Here is a 17,994-nt window from a genome sequence, read left to right as displayed (position 1 = left end):
ATCGACCTTAAGCCTGGAGTTCGAAAGGTCACGAGCCACAGAAGAGCTTCAGACTCCTTCGACTTCGATCCCATGTTCTGCCAACCATGTCTTGCGCTGTGCGTAGTCAGGCATGACGCGCTCCAGGCGGAGCCAAAACTCTGGGGTGTGGTGTGGCTCTTGCAGGTGCACCATCTCATGCACCACCACATATTCCGCAATGGGTTTGGGCAGCAGAATTGTTTTCCAGTGAAAGTAGAGCTGTGCGCCTTTGCCGCAGGAGCCCCAGCGATAGCCCAGATCCTGCACACGCACCCCGTTGGGGATCAGATCCATGCGGGCTTGGTGGTTCTTGACGCGTAAGGCCAGCCAGCTGCGGGCATGTTCGCTGTACCAACGGATGAAATGTTCGCGGGCTTGTGGCAGTTCGCTACGCAGCAGCCGGAAGCGACCGGCAGAAAGTTTCAGCGGCACATCCTGCTCATCAACCAGTTTGAGGCGATAACTTCGCCCCAAATACAGAAACCCTTCTCCGTCGACGTATTCCTTGGTGGGGATTGAGCGCTGCAGGCGTTCCTTTTCGGCAAGACGCGAGTAAATCCAGAAGCTTTTATCCGCTACGAATTGCCGCAGCGCGTGCTCCTCAACCTCTGGCGGGGCAGACAGGATAAGTGCGCCGTCACGCTCGACAGTGATCTGTAGCGTCTTGCGCCGCGCGCTGCGGCGTAGCGTCAGTTGCAGATCGTTTACGGCGAGGGTTTGATTGCTCACAGCTGCATCAACCGTTCATGGCTGGCTCTCGCTTGATCCATCAGGCGATCAGACAGCACCCCCGCCATATCGCTATCCACCAAGGGTGGACGCAGTCGCATCAGGTAATCGAATAGCTGCCCGGCCAGCTCTTCCTGTGCCGCTCGCTTGCGCGGGCTCCAGATATCGCGGTGGCTTTGGAGTTCGCCCACCAACAGATCGACCAGTTCCACTGTCACATCCTTCAAGCGCAGCAGCTCGGCGGGCTGCGGATTGGCGTCGGCACACACCACATCCAGCAGGGTGCGCAGGAAGGGGGCATAGTGTTCGGGCAAATGCAGGGGGCTGTAGCCATCGCTCATTTGACCGCTGCGCAGCTCGTTGATGATCTTCTGCATCTGCTCAACCAACTGATCCCATTGCTCGCCCAGCGACTTGAGCAGTTCGTTCAGGCGTTCGGACAACTTGCGAAAAAGTACCGGATCTTCATCAGCATGCTTGCGCACATGCGAGCGAATGGCGTGTTCCATCTCTGAGGCCTTGGCGCGATCGTTGACGCTACGCGATAACTGCTTCTCGAAGTCTGCATCGGTGAGCTGGATCGGCGGAATCTTCGGGTCGATGCCCAGCGAAATAACGTGATCGTCGATTAGCTTGCGTACTTTGGCGCCGACATCCTTGCCCAGTTGCGGCAGGTCTTTATAACGCCTGCGCGCACGTGCATGGATATAGGCCAGGCGCTTGGCATCTTTGACGAAGGGCAGGGCCTCGGGGCGTGGCAGTACGGTGTCTAATGAGTCGAGGAACGCTTTGAATTTTACCGCAAATTCGGCGCGCACCTTTTCCGACTCCAGTGCCGCAATGCAGGCTTCGGCATCTTCCAGCGACTCGATGCCCTGGCGACGCAGCACATCTACTACACGCAGATGACGATCGCGCAGTACCGGCACCTCGTCCTTGATGCTGCTCAGCGCACCTTCGATATCCTCGTCGGCATAGGCTGCCAGCGCTTCGCGCAGGTGGTTGGCGACCCCGTAGTAATCGACCACGATGCCGCAGCGCTTGCCGAAACCAGTACGGTTGACCCGCGCAATGGCTTGCAGCAGCTCGGCTTCCTTGATTGGCCGGTCAAGGTACATGACCCCTTCGATGGGGGCATCAAAGCCGGTGAGCAACATAGACTTAACGATCAGGAAAGCCAGCGGGTCGGCCTTGCCCGGCTGCTCATGATTCAGGGACTTCTTGAAGCGCTGGATCAGCAGCTCGTGCTTGCTTCCATCCGTCCAGGTTTTCCACTCGGCCGGATCGTTATTTGAGCCAGAAATAATCGGCGCGAACTCCAGGCAGCGTAGCCTGTCGCGATAGCGCCACGCCTGCACGCGCGCCTGCAGCTTGGGTGGACGCTGGCACAGTGCTTCATCGTCGAGGTCCTTGTCGGCTGCTGGCAACGCTTCGGCCTCGGCCAGCAACTCATCGCGGGCGGCCTGCAGCGCGTGGAAATAGCGGATTGCCGCAATCCGGCTGTAGGCTACAACCTGTGCCTTGTAGCCATTGGGTAGGATATTGGTGACGTAATGTCTGAGGATGTCGCGCGCCTTATCAGCGATCAGCGCGGGGGCATCAAAAATATGGCCCTTGGTGGCGTACTTTCTCTTGATCAGTTCCAGCTCGTCCTGGCTGTGCTCGCGGAATAAATCCTCGAACAGCTCATCCAGGCTCGCCCCATCTTTCAATGCACCCTGGGCAGTGCGTCCTTCGTAAAGCACCGGCACTGTTGCGCCATCTGCCTCAGCTTCTTTGATGGTGTATTTGTCGATGAATGCGCCGAAAATTTCGTGGGTGCGTTTCTTATCGCCCATGATGATCGGTGTACCGGTAAAGCCGATGCGCACACAGTTGGGCAGGCCCGCCAGCAGGTTCGCCTGCAGATCGCCGGCCTGGGTGCGGTGCGCCTCATCAATCAATACCAGAATGCTTTCGTCGTGGTTGAGCACCTCGAATGGTTTGCTGACCAGATAGGGCGCGCGCTTTTCTGCGGCTTTGAGGGGGGCCGCAGCTTGCGCAGGGATCGGCGCCTCCCCATCTTCCTCCTGTTCGGGATTGCGATACTTTTGGATGGTAGCGAATACCAGGCCGGGGCCCTGGCGGCGTGCCAAGGCTTTGACACCCTCGATATTGGAGGCCACCTCCGGCAGTTCACCGCTCAGTGTGGCGGTGGCGGCGAGCTGGTTTTGCAGGTCTTTACGGTCGGTGACCACGATGATCTTGAAGCGACGTAGCTGTGTATCCGTGCGCATCTTGCGCACCAGAAATACCATGGTCAGGCTCTTGCCTGAGCCTTGAGTGTGCCAAACGATGCCGCCGCGCTGGTCGCTCTCGCCATGCTCGACGCGTGTCTGCCCGCGTTTCATGCGGATCACCGTGCGGTTCACCGCGCGGTACTGCTGGTAGCGGCAGACCGTCTTGATGGTCTGCCCGCCAACCTGCATGAACAGCATGAAATGCCGGATCAGATCGAGCAGGTGGGCCGGCGTCAGCATGCCTGCCACCAGGCGCTCCTGCTCGGACAGTTTGGCTTTGCCTAGCTGCTCGGCTACTGACTGCTCGCTGCCGCTACCTTCCGGGCCAACCACGGTTTTCCATTGGGAGAAATGCCCGAAGCCGGCCCCAATGCAGCCCACTCGTGCTTCGTCGTAGCTACTGGCGACCAGCAGCTGCACGCTAGCGAACAGTGTTTCGTTGCCCTCGTTGTCCTCGACTTCGAAGGCTGCCTTGCGCTGGTTGCTGTAGCGGCGCAATTGATCGACAGCTTCGGCCAGCGGTTCTGGAATGGAGGGGCTCTTGCACTCCACCACTACCAGCGGGATGCCGTTCACCAGCAACACCAGATCCGGAACGATAAATTTCTTTCCGCTGCTGTACCCCGGTGGGCAATCCACTCGGAACTGGTTGATCACGCTGAAGTGGTTATTGGCCGGGTTGGCCCAGTCGATGTACTGGATGGTCTGACCACGTCCGCCTTCCCAGCCCTGGAGGCCGTCGACCGTGATGCCTTTGAGCAGCAGTTCAGTGACTGTCTGGTTGGCTTCCATCAGCTTGCCGGCGCCCACGCGGGTAATGGCCGCCAGTGCTTCGGCAATGCGCTGCTCATCCAGCCAGGGCTGACCGTCGCGTAGGTTGATGGCACGCAAGCGCTCGGCCAGTGCGGCCCGCTGAATCACTTCACTGAAACTGCTGCGGCCAGTGATGGCCGGGTCGTCGAGGCTGCCCTCGGTATGCTTCCAATTCAGCCCCTGTAACTGAGTCACAAAGGGTTTTTCGACGTCATCCAATTCCCAGCCCATGGTTACTCCTTTAATCCAGTTCAGGCGTGTATGGGCTCATACAGGCTCATAGCGGCTCATTCCGGCTCATTTCCGCACATTCCGGCTCATTCCAAGGTGCCAAGGGTGTAGGTTGCTCCTCGATTCTTGCCGCTCTGTGTAATGGCGCCTTTATCTTTCAGCTTTTTCAGCAGCTTGGCCGCTTGGTCAGTTGATATGCGACATAGCCCCATGACCTCGGCACGTTTGATTTGCCCATGCTGCTGCACATAGTTCAGCACCATCTGCTCATGCTGAATCGGAGCGAAGCCTGCCTGGCGGGTATAGCCGGCCTTGTCGCCCACGGCCTGATACAGGCTGGCCGACAGGGTATAGCTGCGCCCTCGGGTAGAACCGTGGGCCTCGACCAAGCCGGCTTCGGTCAGGGCTTCCAGGGTGCGTTTGGCACTGGCAGTGTCGCGCTGGATCTGTAAGGCCAGCTCGTCGGCCGTGACGCGTTTGGTTTCACGCAGAACGGCCAGGGCGATCAGGCTGTCGATGGGCAGCTCGGCATTGGTGGCGCGCTCGTGCTCGACTACCAGGCGGCGGAAGTCCAGGTCGGCCTCGGCTGTGGGTAGGCGCAGCACCACGCTCTGGGCGGTGGTGTAACTGTAGTCCGGGGCCGGCCGGCCGAATTTGAGCATGCCGCGGAAAATCTTGTCCACGCCTCGGCCGGAGCGTTCGACCACGCCGACGCGCTTCATGGCGTCGGCCAGGGCCGGGTTGCGCGGGCGCGGTTCGGTCACCATCAGGTTGGCCAGGGTGACGCCATCGACCAAGCCACCGGGATTGCTGACCACCAGGGCATCGTCCTCCAGGCGCACATGCACCGCGCCTCTGCCGTGGTAGTCGCGGTGGACCAAGGCATTGGCTACGGCTTCGCGGAAGGCGCCTAGGTCAACCTTGGGCACTGGTACGCGGAACAGGCCGACCTGTAGTTCTTCCTCGGGGTTGTAGGGACGGAAGTTGGTTTCCAGCCAGTCGAGTGCCTTGAGCAATGGGAAGCGGCGAAACTCGTTGAAGCGCACTGCCTGCTGGGCCAGCACCTGGAAAGCGAACTCATGGGGGGGCACCAGTTGGCGCAGGGAGGTTTCCCGGCCGATCAGTAGCAGGCCGGTGAGGGTTGGCACACGCGAGCCATCGGACTGGCGCGCGGTGAGCAGCAGCGCACCGTCGAGGGCTTCGTCGTCCAGTTCCAGCAGCACGCGGTCGCCGCCGTATTGTTGAACCGCTTGGCGCAGGCGCTCACGCTCCAGCGGGTCGAGGTCGGCCAGGGTGGCGCCGGCCACCGGCTGGGCGGAGACATCAAGCAGGCCGAAGCTGCTCGCGCGGCTGCTGCGCTCATGGGGCAGCATGGCTATGCATTCGGGAGTGCCGTCGTGTTTCAAGCGGCGGCGTAGATAGACGCCGCTGGTGGTGGCCACTTCGCTCTGGGTTTTGGGTACATGGATGCGAGCCACGGCCACGCCATCCAGGTCGTGCGCCTCGGCCTGTACGTTCAGCGACGGCGAGGTGCGCGCTGCGACCATGCCGGCCAAGCCCTCCAGCAGGCGATGCTCGGGATGCAGGCCGGTGGGAGTGCCGTCGTCCTCGACGCCAAGCCATAGCTCGCCGCCCTCGGCATTGGCAAGGCAGACCAGCGCCTCGATCAGCTCGCGATCGGGGAGCTTGCTGCGGTCGCTCTTGAACTCGACGGTGAGGGATTCGCGGGGCGGCAGGCGCTGTGGCATATCAGGCTTCCGTTTGTGCAGCAGCTTGCTGCATGGATTCCAGCAGCGGGGTGACGCGAACGCGTCCGGTCAGCAGGTCGTCCATCAAGCCCTTCTTCTGAGCCGAGAGTTTCTCAAGCATTGACCTCTCATGGTCTTGACGTTCGGTTAGAGTATCAAGTCGAGAAAAGATTTGGGCTTGCTCGGTCAAGCTGGGCAACGGAATAATGATGCTGTTCAACGCAGAGAGGGTGAGCACCTTCTGTGCATTGCCTATAACGAAGCGCTCCACTTGTGCTCGTGTTGCCTCCGAGCTAATGGAGTACAGCAGATATTTAGAGTGCAGGTATTTGCTGTTAGGGGTGAGGAATGCGATGTTTCTCTCGAAGCCAAAATCAGAGTCATCATCAACATGCGCTGCATGCCCATACGAGCCAACTACGGTAAAGAGGACCATTCCTTTTACAGGTTTGCTCCTTTTGGAAATCTCTTGATAGGTTTTTTGCGACACGAACGACGCGTCGTGCCAATCGATTTTTCCATTACGTATGCAAGACACAAATAAAAACGGCACGCCCTCATGGCTTCGCTCCACTGCGTAGTGGACCCCGTCGCCAATTTTTGCGCAGATATTTGCAAGCAAGGGGAACTCCCACTCCCTAGGAATCCACCCCAGCGGCGACTCCTTGTAGAGCTGCGGCGCTTCGCTCTGTGGTGGGCGCAGTTGTCCGTTGACGTCGATACCGCGGGTAAGCAGATCGTACAGCAGACCCTGCTTGACGGCCTTGAGCTTGTCGATCAGCGCCTCGGTTTCGCGGATGGTGGTGTCGAGGGTGTCGAGGATTTGAGCTGCACACTTTTGCTCTTTTATATCTGGGCAAAATACAGCAACCGTCTTCAGATGCTTCCAAGAGGTTCGTGGCATCTTGGTGCCTATGGCTGTTCTCTCTGCCGCAGCGCCAACTTGCTCTGTTTGAAGGGCCTTTCCGGCGAAGCCATAGTCAATTCCGTCTTTTGCTCGAAGCACCAAGATATCGGTAGAGCAGTAGCCGTCAAATGGAGCAATGACGCATTTGCGCAAATTCGGGCGCAGCTTTCCGAAAAGTACGTCCCCTCTAGAGAATACAGCGTTGGTGCTGATCGAGGAGCTGGCGGGCGACCACCCGAGCAAGTGGGCCCCTCGGGATGGCAGGTTTTCAAGCCCGATATAAGGTTTAGAGGGATCTTTCTTGGTTATGACCTTGACCTCTACAGGCTGAACCAAGTCTGATACCGGCCGGAAATCCTTAGTAAAATCAGACATATCCCAACCCCTTCAAGAACCCCTGTAAAGCTACTGCCGCAGCATCGCGGCTGTGCTCTATCTCGTTTAACGTCACCCGATACTTGTCCCACCAGCTCTCGAAGGCGGCGACTATCTGCTTGCGCTGGGCGGCGATATAGCGTTCGACGATGGCCTGCATATCGTTATGCAGGATGGTCAGCAGCAGTTCGGCGGCTTGCTGCTCGTCCAGCCCGTTGACGGCCTGATTTAAGTGACTGGCGAAGTTGTCCTGCCGGTTTTTGAGCTGTTTCTTCACCGTGATCAACTCGGCTTTCCAGGCCTTGAGCTGGGCTTCGTCGACGGTGTTTTCCTCGTCGTCGGTATCCGTCGCGTTGTCAGCCTCGTCAGCCTCTTCCCCTTTAGCTGGGGTGGCGGCCTTGAGCTGACTATCCAGTTCGGTCTTTTTTGCTTCCAGTTCGGCCAACTCGGCAACGAAATCGCCAAGCAGGAACTTCACCAATTTGTGCTCCAACGGGCTTTGCTTGCTGGCCTTGTCTTCCAGAGCGGTGATGATGCTGGTGCGCCAAGCGTCGATTACGCCCCGGCAACCGCGGGCCATCAAGCCAAGAAAGTCGTATTTGCTCTGGTACCAGAAGCCGGCGATGATGCCCCGGACCTGGAAGGGGTCGAGCAGGCCGATGCCTTCCAGCGTTTGGCTAAAACTGGCCAGCAGTTCACCACGCAACCCGACCAGCGCGGCGCTGTTATCCAGCTTCCCAGCCAGGGCGGTGATCCGCGGGCTGTGTACGTGCCACCAGGTTTCGAAGGCATCACGCAGGGCGGCTTCCTTCGCCTGTAGGCTGGGGTTGCTTTCGATGGCAGGCTTGAGGTCGGCGCGGCAGGTCAGCTCGCCGCGAAAGTCGAAATACTGCGCATCGCGTGCGATGAATAGGTCATGAGGGTCGAGGCCGTGGGCGGCGAACAGCGGCGTTTTCGCTTCGACTTCAGCCTTGGGCACACCGCCCAGCAGGTGGGCACGCACGTCATGTGGCTCGGGTGGTGGTGCGTTATCCACATAGCGGCGAATGTTCAGGTTGTAGTCGTTGGTGCGCAGTGTGGCGATATCCACCACGTCGCTAAGACCGTCGATCCGGCGAAATTCGTCGAAGGCGGTGGTGATCTTCTCAATGTGCTCGGGCAGCAGGTAGTTCTGCGCACGGCCCTCGAAGTACTCGCGGTCGGCGTTGATAAACAGCACCTTGCCCTGGCGTTCGGCAGGCTTGGCGCTGACACGGTTGGCGCCTTCCTGCTTTTGTTGGCGCAGAATGAGGATGCAGGCGGGAATACCAGTGCCATAGAACAGGTTGGCCGGTAGGCCAATCACGGCTTCGAGCAGGTCGTTCTCGATAATGCCGGCGCGGATGCCGCGCTCCTCACCGCCCCGGAACAGCACACCGTGAGGCAGTACGGTGGCGATCATGCCCTCGTCGCGGGTCACGGCGAGCATGTGCTGGAGGAACATCAGGTCGGCCTTTTTCGAGCCCAGCGGCACTTCGCCGAAGCGGAAGCGCTGCTCGCGGAATGTCGGGTTCCAGGCCAGGCTGCCATCCGGGCTTTTCTCGGTATGGCCCCAGTTGATGGAGAACGGCGGGTTGGTGAGGATGCGGTCGAAGCGGCGCAGTTCGCCGCCCTCGATATGCCGAGGGTCGGACAGGGTGTCTTCGTTCTCCAGCCAGGCGTTGCTGATGCCGTGCAGCAGCATGTTCATCTGCGCGATGGACCAGACGGTGCCGTTGAATTCCTGGCCGAACAGGTTGGCCTTTCTGCCGTCTTCGCCGTGCTCGTCGATATATTCCTTGGCAGCGATCAACATGCCGCCCGAGCCGCAGCAGGGGTCATAGATATCGTGGGCTAGGGTCGGCTTGAGCAGTTGCACCATCAGCCTCACCACCGGGCGCGGCGTATAGAACTCGCCGCCTTTCTTGCCGGCCGAGTCGGCGAACTCAGCGATCAGGTACTCGTAGGCGGCGCCGAGCAAGTCGGGGAACTCGAAGTCACTGTTGCGCAGACGCACTTCACCGAAGTGGGTGATGAGCTGGCGCAGCTTCTGATCGGAAATCTTGCTCTGGCCGACTTTGCGGGTGAAGTCGATGTGCTCCAGCACCCCATCCAGGGAGACGTTGTTTTCCTCGATGCCGCCCAGCGCCTTGTTAAGCAGGTCGCCGACATTGATGTGCGCTTCGTTGAGCAAATACTTGAAGCGCGAATGGCTGGGCACCCAAAAATTGCCATCACGCTTGTACCAGCGCGGGTTTTCCGCGGTTACAAAGGCTTCGGCCTTGCTCTTGCCAGCGTTTATCTCGTCGGCAACGACCTGCTCATAGCGCTCCTCAAATACGTCGGAGCAGCGCTTGAGGAACAGCATGCCAAAAATGTATTCCTTGAACTCCGAGGCATCCATCTTGCCGCGCAGAATATCGGCAGCCTTGAACAGATGGCGTTCCAGTTGTTGCAGCGTGAGGGGCATTACGGCATCTCTTGTGGACATTCAGGAGCGGATGCCGATCCTGATGGTATTAAATGCTGGGGATTGTATCCCAATCCAAGCTCGGCACTGAGCAGTCTCGGTTGTACCGGGGGGCAGGTTGGGTGGCGCAAGACAGGATGCCCGGATGCTTAAGCTTAAATGCCGTCGCTGCGAAGACAAGTAAAGATCTCAGACATTAAAAAGCCGGCTTATGGCCGGCTTCTCGTTGACTGATTCAGCTCGTTTTTGACAAACCTTACCAGCCTTCAAAACGTACATCCGGCTCTTGCGGCCGGCTGTGGGACTTGGTCAGAAAGTGATCTGCCTTGTCGGTGCGAGGCGTGGGCTCGCAAATGTGGGGCGGAGGATACGCGGGTTTGCTTTGGAATCCCAGTGGTAAGTGGTGTGGAATCATTGGGTTAGGGGCGATTCAGGGGGAAAGCAGGGGGCTGCTGTGCAGCCCAGCGGGAGCAAGCTCCCTCGCCACGGGGGAGCTGCGGTGATGCCGGAATCAATCGGACACCGGCGGTCTCTGTTTGTTGAGGGTTGACCACCAGAACACCCAGCCGATCACGTGGATATGTTGCGCATCGATCTGCTCTGCGCTGAACACCTCATCGGGATAAGCAGCGCTGTTGTGGCTACGCAGCCGCAGTCGGTTGCCGGGGATTCTGTGGAGGTATTTGATCCGCAGCATCCCATCATGCTCAAGCGCATAGATTTGGCCATCAACGATTTGCGTCAAGCCGCGGTCGATGGCGAGGGTGGAGCCGTCTTCGATGCGTTCGGCCATGCTGTCGCCGACCATGGTGGTGCAGATGGCGTCGCTGGGGTCGATTTCCAGGGACTCTAGGTGGCTGCGGGGCAGGCGGATGGATTGGCCGGGGATTTCGGTGATGTGGGTTTTGCTTTCGCCGGGGGCGATGGGGACTTCCTTATAGAAAGGCAGTTCGATGTCCGTGGATTCTTGCACGCTGTAGACGCCGTCGTTTTCGGCGGCTTCATAGGTGATGCCGGGGCCGAGGCCGAGCGGGGTCTGTGGGCCTTCGCCGGTGGCGAGCCATTGCGGGCTGACGGTCAGCAGGCCGGCGATGCTGTAGATGCGTCCCGGTGGAATGCCACGGTTGAACCAGTTGTTCACGTGCTGCGATTTCACGCCGTACAACTTCGCGAAGTCGGCGGATCGGATGTTGGCTTCTTTGAGAAGGGCTCTGAAGCGATCGCCACTGGAAAGTATTTTCATAAACGGAAAGTTTAGAGACGACCGCGCGTTCGGCAATAAACATGTCGTGCAAATTTATAAGATGATCTTTCCGTTTGCAGGAATCGAAACTGGCGCGTTAAACGCATTTAAACGCTGCTAATACGAGGTTGTATTAACTTCCCGGAAAGCATAAAAAAACCCCGGTACGAGCCGGGGTTCTTTTTTAGTTCGGTCTTAGCCTTTGTAGGCGGCAACCGACTGGGTGATCGCTTCGCGGGCGGCGTCTGCGCCGGCCCAGCCTTCGATCTTCACCCATTTGCCTTTTTCGAGATCTTTGTAGTTCGCGAAGAAGTGCTCGATCTGCTGGATGAGCAGTGGCGGCAGGTCGGTGTATTCCTTCACGTCGACGTACAGTTGCGACAGTTTGTCGTGTGGCACTGCGATGACTTTGGCATCGCCGCCGCCGTCGTCGGTCATGTTCAGGATGCCGACTGGACGGGCGCGGATGACCGAGCCTGGGGCAACTGGGTAAGGGGTCACGACCAGCACGTCGAGGGGGTCGCCGTCGTCGGCCAAGGTGTTGGGGATGTAACCGTAGTTGGCCGGGTAGAACATCGGGGTGGCCATGAAACGGTCAACGAACAGGCAATCGCTGTCTTTGTCGATTTCGTATTTGATCGGGGCGTGGTTGGCCGGGATTTCGATTGCGACGTAGATGTCGTTCGGCAGGTCTTTGCCAGCCGGAATCTTGCTGTAGCTCATTGGGCGGTGCCCCCGTTAGTTGACCAAATGACTGGTCGGATTGACCAAAAAGTGGCGGCGATTATAGGCATATTCGACCGCTGATGCCACGTTACCAGGGTCGTAGAGACCTTAGTATGACGCCTGATAGACCGGATCTTCGGCCTGAAGTTGCCGCAGCCGGGCCAACGGGTCCTGGCGGTAGAACGCTTTGAGCTGTTCATACACCGCGGATAGGCCTGGTGCAGCAGGTCCGGGGCGCTGAAGAAGTATTCGCTGGTGACGGCGAAGAACTCCGCCGGGTTTTCCGCGGCGTAGGGGTCGATGAGGGTTTCTGCGTCGGGGTTCTGGTCGAGTTGGCGGTCGAGGTCGTCGAAGGCTTGTTGCATGGCGTCGGCCCAGTCGCTGACGCGCATGTCGGCGTGCAGCGGTGGCAGGCCGTTGGCGTCGCCGTTGAGCATGTCGAGTTTGTGCGCCAGTTCGTGGATCACCAGGTTGTAGCCTTCCCAGCCGCCGCTGGCGAGCACGCCGTCCCAGGCCAGGATGATCGGGCCTTGGGGCCAGGCTTCGCCGCTGTGTTCGCCGTCCCATTCGTGTTCGATGCCGCTGGCGTCGCGGTAGCGCTGGGGGCTGAGGAAGTCGTCGGGGTAGAGGACGATTTCGTGGAAGCCCTGGTACCAGTTCAATTCGCCGAGGTGCATCAGCGGCAATTGGGCCTGGGCGGCGAGCAGCAAGCGTTGTTCCTGGTGCAGTTCGACGCCGGGCAGGGCGGTGAGGTGCTTGTCATGCAGGAACAGCACGCAGGCTTCACGCAGCCATTGGTCTTCTTCGGCACTGATGCCGTCGAGAAAGCTCAACTGATGACGCACCCGCTGCCAGGTTTCCTCGGTAACGGGGTGTTTGGCGAGGGTGCGTCGGCGACGCCAGTTGCTCAGGGACCACATGAGCGATCAGCGCGGTTGGGCTTTGGAGCCGCGCTGGCTCATTTTGCTGCGCACCACGCCGATGATCATCGGCAGCAGCGACAGCAGGATGATGCCGACCACCAGCAGCGACAGGTTTTGCTTGATGAAGGGCACGTTGCCGAAGAAGTAGCCGAGGGTCACCAAGCCGCCGACCCACAGGATGGTGCCCAGCACGCTGAAGCCGAAGAAGCGGGGGTAAGGCATTTTGCCGACGCCGGCGACGAAGGGCGCGAAGGTGCGGATGATCGGCAGGAAGCGCGCCAGGGTCACGGTCTTGCCGCCGTGCTTGTCGTAGAAGTCGTGGGTTTGTTGCAGGTAGTCGCGGCGGAAGATTTTCGAGTTGGGGTTGCTGAACAGTTTTTCGCCAGCGGTGCGGCCGATGAGGTAGTTGGTGCTGTCGCCGAGGATGGCCGCGAGCATTAACAGGCCGCCCAGCAGGACCGGGTCCATGGCGCCACCGGCGGCTACGGCGCCGGCGATGAACAGCAAGGAGTCGCCCGGCAGGAACGGCATGACCACCAGGCCGGTTTCACAGAAAATCACCAGGAACAGGATGGCGTAGACCCATGTCCCGTAGTTAGTCACCAGCAGGTCAAGGTAGACGTCGAGATGCAGGATGAGGTCGAGGGGGTTGAAGTCCATGCGTAACACCTTGGTGGCGGCCCGGCTCGGCGGGCTGGTGGGTCTGGCTTTGAGTATGACTACAGCGTGTGTAGCTTTTTCTTACAAGCCGGGAAGAGCGGCATTATACGGCGGGGCGGGGGAAGTGCGGGGTGAGTTTGTAGCTGGGGATTTCTGAGGGAATGGCCGGATGAGGCGCCGGCTCGGACTGCTTTTGTGGCGAGGGAAGCTCCCGCTGGACAGCGAAGCGGTCCCAAGGCAGCCAACTCGGTCAGCCTGGTGTACCGCGTGCTCGGGATTTGGGGCTGCTGCGCAGCCCAGCGGGAGCAAGCTCCCTCGCCACAGGGGGTTTACTCAGCTACAGAGCTTCACCTAGCCATAAGGCTCAAAGCCCTTCGCTGATCGGCAACACGTAGTTCTTGAATTCGGTGTCTTCCTTGAAGCCGATCGATTCGTAGGTTTTCTGCGCGACTTCGTTGTTGCTGCTGGTGGAGACGCGCATGCGGACGGCGTTGGTTTCCTTGGCCATTTTTTTCGCGGTGCGGATCAGGTTGTCGGCGACGAGTTGTCGGCGGGCGTCTTCGGCGACGTAGATGTCGTTGAGGATCCACACGCGCTTGAGCGACAGCGACGAGTAGCTTGGGTAGAGCTGGCAGAACCCCAGCAATCGGCTGTCGTCGTCATCCGGCAGGGCCAGGTAGATCACCGATTCCTTGCGGCGCAGGCGTTTTTCCAGGAACGCCCGGGACGAGTCCGGGTAGGGCAGCGAGCCGTAGAATTCCCGGTATTTGACGAACAATGGGGTCAGCAGGTCCAGGTGTTCCAGCGTCGCTTGGATAATCCGCATGGTAGGTCTCGTCTGCAAAGGTCGACATTAAGTCTGACAACAACGTCGGACCGCCGTGCCAAGATGCTGCCTGAAAGCGGATCGAAAGCGCAATTGCAAAACAGGATCAGCTTGGGGGCGGCGCCAGTAGGAAATTACCTTTCATATCGGCACCGTTTTCCGACTCTAGAGTGTGAAGCTGGGCTTCGTCCTTCAGATTGACTCCCGAAAGCTGCCGACGGCAGGCCTCGCGCATCAGGTAGATCAGGCGATGGGCCGCCATGCCGTAGCTCAAGCCTTCGAGGCGGACGTTGGAAATGCAGTTGCGATAGGCATCGTTCAGGCCAACCTTGGGTGCGTAGGTGAAATACAGCCCAAGGCTGTCCGGAGAGCTCAAGCCGGGACGTTCGCCGATGAGGATCACCGACATCTTGGCACCGAGCCGTTCGGCCACTTCATCGGCCACGGCGACGCGGCCTTGCTCCACCAGAACGATGGGCGACACAGACCAGCCTTCAGCCGTGATCTGTTCTTCCAGTCGCGCCAGGAACGGCAACGTATGGCGATGCACCGCCAGCGCCGACAGGCCGTCCGCCACGACGATGGCCAGGTCCACGCCGCCGGGACGGGCGGCCGCGTAGTCTTGCAGGATTTGCGCGGAAGCGTCGTCGAGCCGTCGACCCAGGTCCGGGCGCTGTAGATAGCTGTGGCGGTCGGCCGCCGCGCTGTGTAGCAGCAGGCTTTCACGGCCGCGTTCGGTTAACTGTGCACGGATGCCCTGATGATCGAACGCCAGGTGCACCGCATCGCGGGCCTGGGCGTGGGCGAACTGGAAGTCCAGCTGCGCGCGGGTCGGCAGGCTGGTGCCGGTGCGGCCCAGGGCGATGCGCGCCGGGGTCAGGTTGCGCAGGTTCAGCCATGGGTTTTGCGAGTCGACAGGTGTTTTATCCATGGACAGGTCTCTTATCCCAAGTGCGCGAGGGCGTGACGGAACGCCGGAGGCAGGTTGTCGCCGAACCGCACCCGGCCATCGGCCTGGGTGAAGATGCCCATGTTCGCCAGCCACGTTTCGAATTCCGGCGCCGGTTTCAGGCCCAGGGTCTGGCGGGCGTAGAGGGCGTCGTGGAACGAGGTGGTCTGGTAGTTGAGCATGATGTCGTCGGAGCCGGGGATGCCCATGATGAAGTTGATCCCGGCTACGCCCAGCAGGGTCAGCAGGGTATCCATGTCGTCCTGGTCGGCCTCGGCGTGGTTGGTGTAGCAGATGTCGCAACCCATCGGCACGCCGAGCAACTTGCCGCAGAAGTGGTCTTCGAGGCCGGCGCGGATGATCTGTTTGCCGTTATAGAGGTATTCCGGGCCGATGAAGCCTACAACCGTGTTCACCAGGAACGGGTTGAAATGTCGCGCCACGGCGTAGGCCCGCGTCTCGCAGGTCTGTTGATCGACGCCGTGATGGGCATTGGCTGACAGCGCGCTGCCCTGGCCGGTTTCGAAATACATCAGGTTGTTGCCGAGGGTGCCGCGATTCAGGCTGAGTCCGGCGTCGTAGCCTTCCTTCAAGATGTTCAGGCTGATGCCGAAACTGGCGTTGGCCGCTTCGGTGCCGGCGATGGACTGGAACACCAGGTCCAACGGCACGCCACGGTTCGCCGCTTCGATGGAGGTGGTGACGTGGGTGAGCACGCAGCCCTGGGTGGGAATGTCGTAGCGCTGGATGATGGCGTCGAGCATTTCCAGCATCGCGCAGATCGAGGCGGTGCTGTCGGTGGCCGGGTTGATGCCGATCATGGCGTCGCCGTTGCCGAAGAGCAGGCCGTCGAGGATGCTCGCGGCGATACCGGCGGGTTCGTCGGTGGGATGGTTGGGTTGCAGGCGGGTCGACAGGCGCCCGCGCAGGCCGAGGGTGCCGCGAAACTTGGTCACCACGCGGATTTTCTGCGCCACCAACACCAAATCTTGCACGCGCATGATCTTCGAGACGGCGGCGACCATTTCCGGCGTCAGGCCGGGTGCCAATGCTCGCAGGCTCTGCTCATCGGCGGCGTCGCTGAGCAGCCAGTCGCGAAAACCGCCAACTGTTAGATGGCTGACGGCGGCGAAGGCCTGTTTATCGTGGGTGTCGACGATCAACCGGGTGACTTCGTCCGTCTCGTAAGGAATCAGCATTTCTTGCAGGAAATGGCTGAGGGGCAAGTCAGCCAAAGCCATTTGCGCGGCCACGCGCTCGCCATCGTTGAGCGCGGCGATCTCGGCCAGGAAGTCCCCGGAGCGCGCCGGGCTGGCCTTGGCCATCAGGTCTTTGAGGCTGTCGAAGCGGTAGGTCTGGGCGCCGACCGTGTGTGCAAAACTGGCCATACAGGTTCTCCGTGACGGCGCCGCTGGGCGGCGCCGTGGTTTTCGGCACGTTACGGCTTAGTGCAAGGCTTCTTCGGCTTTTTGAATGGCCGCGAATTCCTCTTCGGGCGTGCCTGCGACCAAGTGATGCCGACTGTAGAAGGCAAAGTAAGCAATTAACACTCCATAGATGATCGCGGCGCCGATGACCACCCGTGGGTCCACCAGGAAGCCCGCCACCACGGCGATGCACGCCAATACCAGCGCCACGCCCGAGGTGAAGATGCCGCCCGGCGTGCGGTATGGCCGGTCCATTTTGGGGCGACGGATGCGCAGGGTGATGTGCGCGGCCATCATCAGCACGTAGGAAATGGTCGCGCCGAATACTGCCACCAGAATCAACAGGTCGCCCTGGCCGGTCAGGGACAGGCCGAAACCGATGATGCCGGGGATCACCAATGCAAGGACCGGTGCTTTGCTTTTGTTGGTTTCGGACAGTTTGCGCGGCAAGTAGCCAGCGCGGGACAACGCAAAGATCTGCCGCGAGTAGGCGTAGATGATCGAAAAGAAGCTGGCGATCAAACCGGCCAGGCCGACGAGGTTGACGAAGCTGCCCATCCAGGTCGAGCCACCGTAGGCCTTGGCCAAGGCTTCCACCAGCGGGTTGCCCGACGCCATCAATGCGTTGGAGCCCGCGCCGCCCGGGCCGATCACCAGGATCAGCAGGGCGAAGGCCACCAGCACCAACATCGAGCCGATCAAGCCGCGCGGCAGGTCGCGCTTGGGGTTCTTGGTTTCTTCAGCGGCCAGCGGTACGCCTTCCACGGCAAGGAAAAACCAGATCGCATAAGGAATGGCGGCCCAGACGCCGACGTAGCCGAACGGCAGGAACGAACTCGCCCCAACGGCCTCGGTGACCGGGATGTCCAGCAGGTTGGCGACGTTGAAGTGCGGGACCATCGCCACCAGGAAAACCCCCAGCGCCAGGGCGGCGACGGCGGTGATGATGAACATCAGCTTGAGGGCTTCGCCGACACCGAATATGTGAATGGCGATGAAGACGATGTAGAACGCCAGGTAGATCATCCAGCCGCCGATGCCGAACAACGATTGGCAGTACGCGCCAATGAACACGGCAATCGCCGCCGGGGCGATGGCGTATTCGATCAGGATCGCCGTGCCCGTGAGAAATCCGCCCCAGGGCCCGAATGCGCTGCGGGCAAAGCCGTAGCCGCCGCCCGCGGTGGGGATCATTGAGGACAGCTCGGCGAGGGAAAAGCACATGCACAGGTACATCGCGGCCATCAGCAGCGTGGCCAGGAACATCCCGCCCCAGCCGCCTTGGGCCAGGCCGAAGTTCCAGCCGGCGTAGTCACCGGAAATGACGTAAGCCACGCCCAGGCCCACCAGCAGGACCCAGCCCGCCGCGCCTTTTTTCAGTTCGCGTTGTTGGAAATATTCGGAGCCGACTTTTTCGAAGTCGACCGAGGACGTTGCCGGTTGCGGGTTTGCATGATCGCTTGGCATAAGGGTTTACCTGTTTTTATTGTTTTTTGGCCCTGTTGGAGCGGGGCTGCTCTTGAAACCAATGTTGCATTGGATCGTTCCCACGCTCCGCGTGGGAATGCCTCTACGGACGCTCCGCGTTCGGCTCTTTGGGACGCGGAGCGTCCCTGGCTGCATTCCCACGCAGAGCGAGGGAACGATCA

At 60.2% G+C, this 17,994-nt stretch carries 12 protein-coding genes and 1 pseudogene; all 13 read right to left on the bottom strand.

Annotated elements, in window-relative coordinates; genetic code table 11:
• Nucleotides 1-48 precede the first annotated feature (48 nt).
• Nucleotides 49-750 (bottom strand): YgjP-like metallopeptidase domain-containing protein, encoded by a 702-nt coding sequence (locus tag HU806_RS20410; protein ID WP_186613758.1) that lies wholly within the window; start codon nucleotides 748-750, stop codon nucleotides 49-51.
• Complete coding sequence (locus tag HU806_RS20405) at nucleotides 747-4,073, bottom strand: type I restriction endonuclease subunit R (protein ID WP_186613757.1); 3,327 nt, start codon at nucleotides 4,071-4,073, stop codon at nucleotides 747-749. The genes HU806_RS20410 and HU806_RS20405 overlap by 4 nt, the downstream gene beginning before the upstream one ends.
• A gap of 86 nt (nucleotides 4,074-4,159) precedes the next feature.
• Nucleotides 4,160-5,821: an ATP-binding protein gene (locus HU806_RS20400; RefSeq protein WP_186613755.1), complete on the bottom strand. Its 1,662-nt coding sequence runs from the start codon at nucleotides 5,819-5,821 to the stop codon at nucleotides 4,160-4,162.
• Nucleotide 5,822: 1 nt separating this feature from the next.
• Entirely contained in the window at nucleotides 5,823-7,103 is a 1,281-nt protein-coding gene (locus HU806_RS20395; protein ID WP_186613753.1) for a restriction endonuclease subunit S, read from the bottom strand.
• Nucleotides 7,096-9,591, bottom strand: a complete 2,496-nt coding sequence (locus HU806_RS20390) for a type I restriction-modification system subunit M (protein WP_186613751.1) — start codon at nucleotides 9,589-9,591, stop codon at nucleotides 7,096-7,098. The genes HU806_RS20395 and HU806_RS20390 overlap by 8 nt, the downstream gene beginning before the upstream one ends.
• Nucleotides 9,592-10,102: 511 nt before the next feature.
• A complete protein-coding gene (locus HU806_RS20385) occupies nucleotides 10,103-10,834 on the bottom strand; it encodes a LexA family transcriptional regulator (RefSeq protein ID WP_186613748.1) in 732 nt (243 codons plus the stop codon).
• Between the two features lie 195 nt (nucleotides 10,835-11,029).
• Nucleotides 11,030-11,557 (bottom strand): inorganic diphosphatase, encoded by a 528-nt coding sequence (ppa, locus tag HU806_RS20380; RefSeq protein ID WP_186613746.1) that lies wholly within the window; start codon nucleotides 11,555-11,557, stop codon nucleotides 11,030-11,032.
• 111 nt (nucleotides 11,558-11,668) lie between these two features.
• Nucleotides 11,669-12,480: pseudogene (locus tag HU806_RS20375) on the bottom strand (M90 family metallopeptidase).
• Nucleotides 12,481-12,486: 6 nt separating this feature from the next.
• Nucleotides 12,487-13,143 carry a DedA family protein gene (locus HU806_RS20370; protein ID WP_186613744.1) on the bottom strand — a complete coding sequence of 219 codons (657 nt, stop codon included), beginning with the start codon at nucleotides 13,141-13,143 and terminating at the stop codon, nucleotides 12,487-12,489.
• A 364-nt stretch (nucleotides 13,144-13,507) separates the two neighbouring features.
• Entirely contained in the window at nucleotides 13,508-13,969 is a 462-nt protein-coding gene (locus HU806_RS20365; protein ID WP_053214645.1) for a GNAT family N-acetyltransferase, read from the bottom strand.
• A 106-nt stretch (nucleotides 13,970-14,075) separates the two neighbouring features.
• On the bottom strand, nucleotides 14,076-14,900 hold the full coding sequence (gene eutC / locus HU806_RS20360; RefSeq protein ID WP_186613742.1) for an ethanolamine ammonia-lyase subunit EutC: 825 nt from the start codon (nucleotides 14,898-14,900) through the stop codon (nucleotides 14,076-14,078).
• Nucleotides 14,901-14,911: 11 nt separating this feature from the next.
• A complete protein-coding gene (locus HU806_RS20355; protein WP_186613740.1) occupies nucleotides 14,912-16,306 on the bottom strand; it encodes an ethanolamine ammonia-lyase subunit EutB in 1,395 nt (464 codons plus the stop codon).
• A gap of 57 nt (nucleotides 16,307-16,363) precedes the next feature.
• Entirely contained in the window at nucleotides 16,364-17,812 is a 1,449-nt protein-coding gene (gene eat / locus HU806_RS20350) for an ethanolamine permease (RefSeq protein ID WP_186613738.1), read from the bottom strand.
• Nucleotides 17,813-17,994 lie beyond the last annotated feature (182 nt).

The organism is Pseudomonas sp. SWRI154 (genome assembly GCF_014268645.1).
Taxonomy (GTDB): domain Bacteria; phylum Pseudomonadota; class Gammaproteobacteria; order Pseudomonadales; family Pseudomonadaceae; genus Aquipseudomonas; species Aquipseudomonas marvdashtae.
The sequence above is the reverse complement of the archived record's forward strand: the minus strand, read 5'-3'. Positions and strand labels throughout refer to the sequence as shown.

Bases quoted from the DNA above. Each gene is read 5' to 3' on its own strand.
- HU806_RS20400 (WP_186613755.1), bottom strand. From the start codon at position 5,821: ATGCCACAGCGCCTGCCGCCCCGCGAATCCCTCACCGTCGAGTTCAAG.
- HU806_RS20385 (WP_186613748.1), bottom strand. From the start codon at position 10,834: ATGAAAATACTTTCCAGTGGCGATCGCTTCAGAGCCCTTCTCAAAGAA.
- eat (WP_186613738.1), bottom strand. From the start codon at position 17,812: ATGCCAAGCGATCATGCAAACCCGCAACCGGCAACGTCCTCGGTCGAC.
- eutC (WP_186613742.1), bottom strand. From the start codon at position 14,900: ATGGATAAAACACCTGTCGACTCGCAAAACCCATGGCTGAACCTGCGC.
- HU806_RS20405 (WP_186613757.1), bottom strand. From the start codon at position 4,073: ATGGGCTGGGAATTGGATGACGTCGAAAAACCCTTTGTGACTCAGTTA.
- HU806_RS20390 (WP_186613751.1), bottom strand. From the start codon at position 9,591: ATGCCCCTCACGCTGCAACAACTGGAACGCCATCTGTTCAAGGCTGCC.
- ppa (WP_186613746.1), bottom strand. From the start codon at position 11,557: ATGAGCTACAGCAAGATTCCGGCTGGCAAAGACCTGCCGAACGACATC.
- HU806_RS20365 (WP_053214645.1), bottom strand. From the start codon at position 13,969: ATGCGGATTATCCAAGCGACGCTGGAACACCTGGACCTGCTGACCCCA.
- HU806_RS20355 (WP_186613740.1), bottom strand. From the start codon at position 16,306: ATGGCCAGTTTTGCACACACGGTCGGCGCCCAGACCTACCGCTTCGAC.
- HU806_RS20395 (WP_186613753.1), bottom strand. From the start codon at position 7,103: ATGTCTGATTTTACTAAGGATTTCCGGCCGGTATCAGACTTGGTTCAG.
- HU806_RS20370 (WP_186613744.1), bottom strand. From the start codon at position 13,143: ATGGACTTCAACCCCCTCGACCTCATCCTGCATCTCGACGTCTACCTT.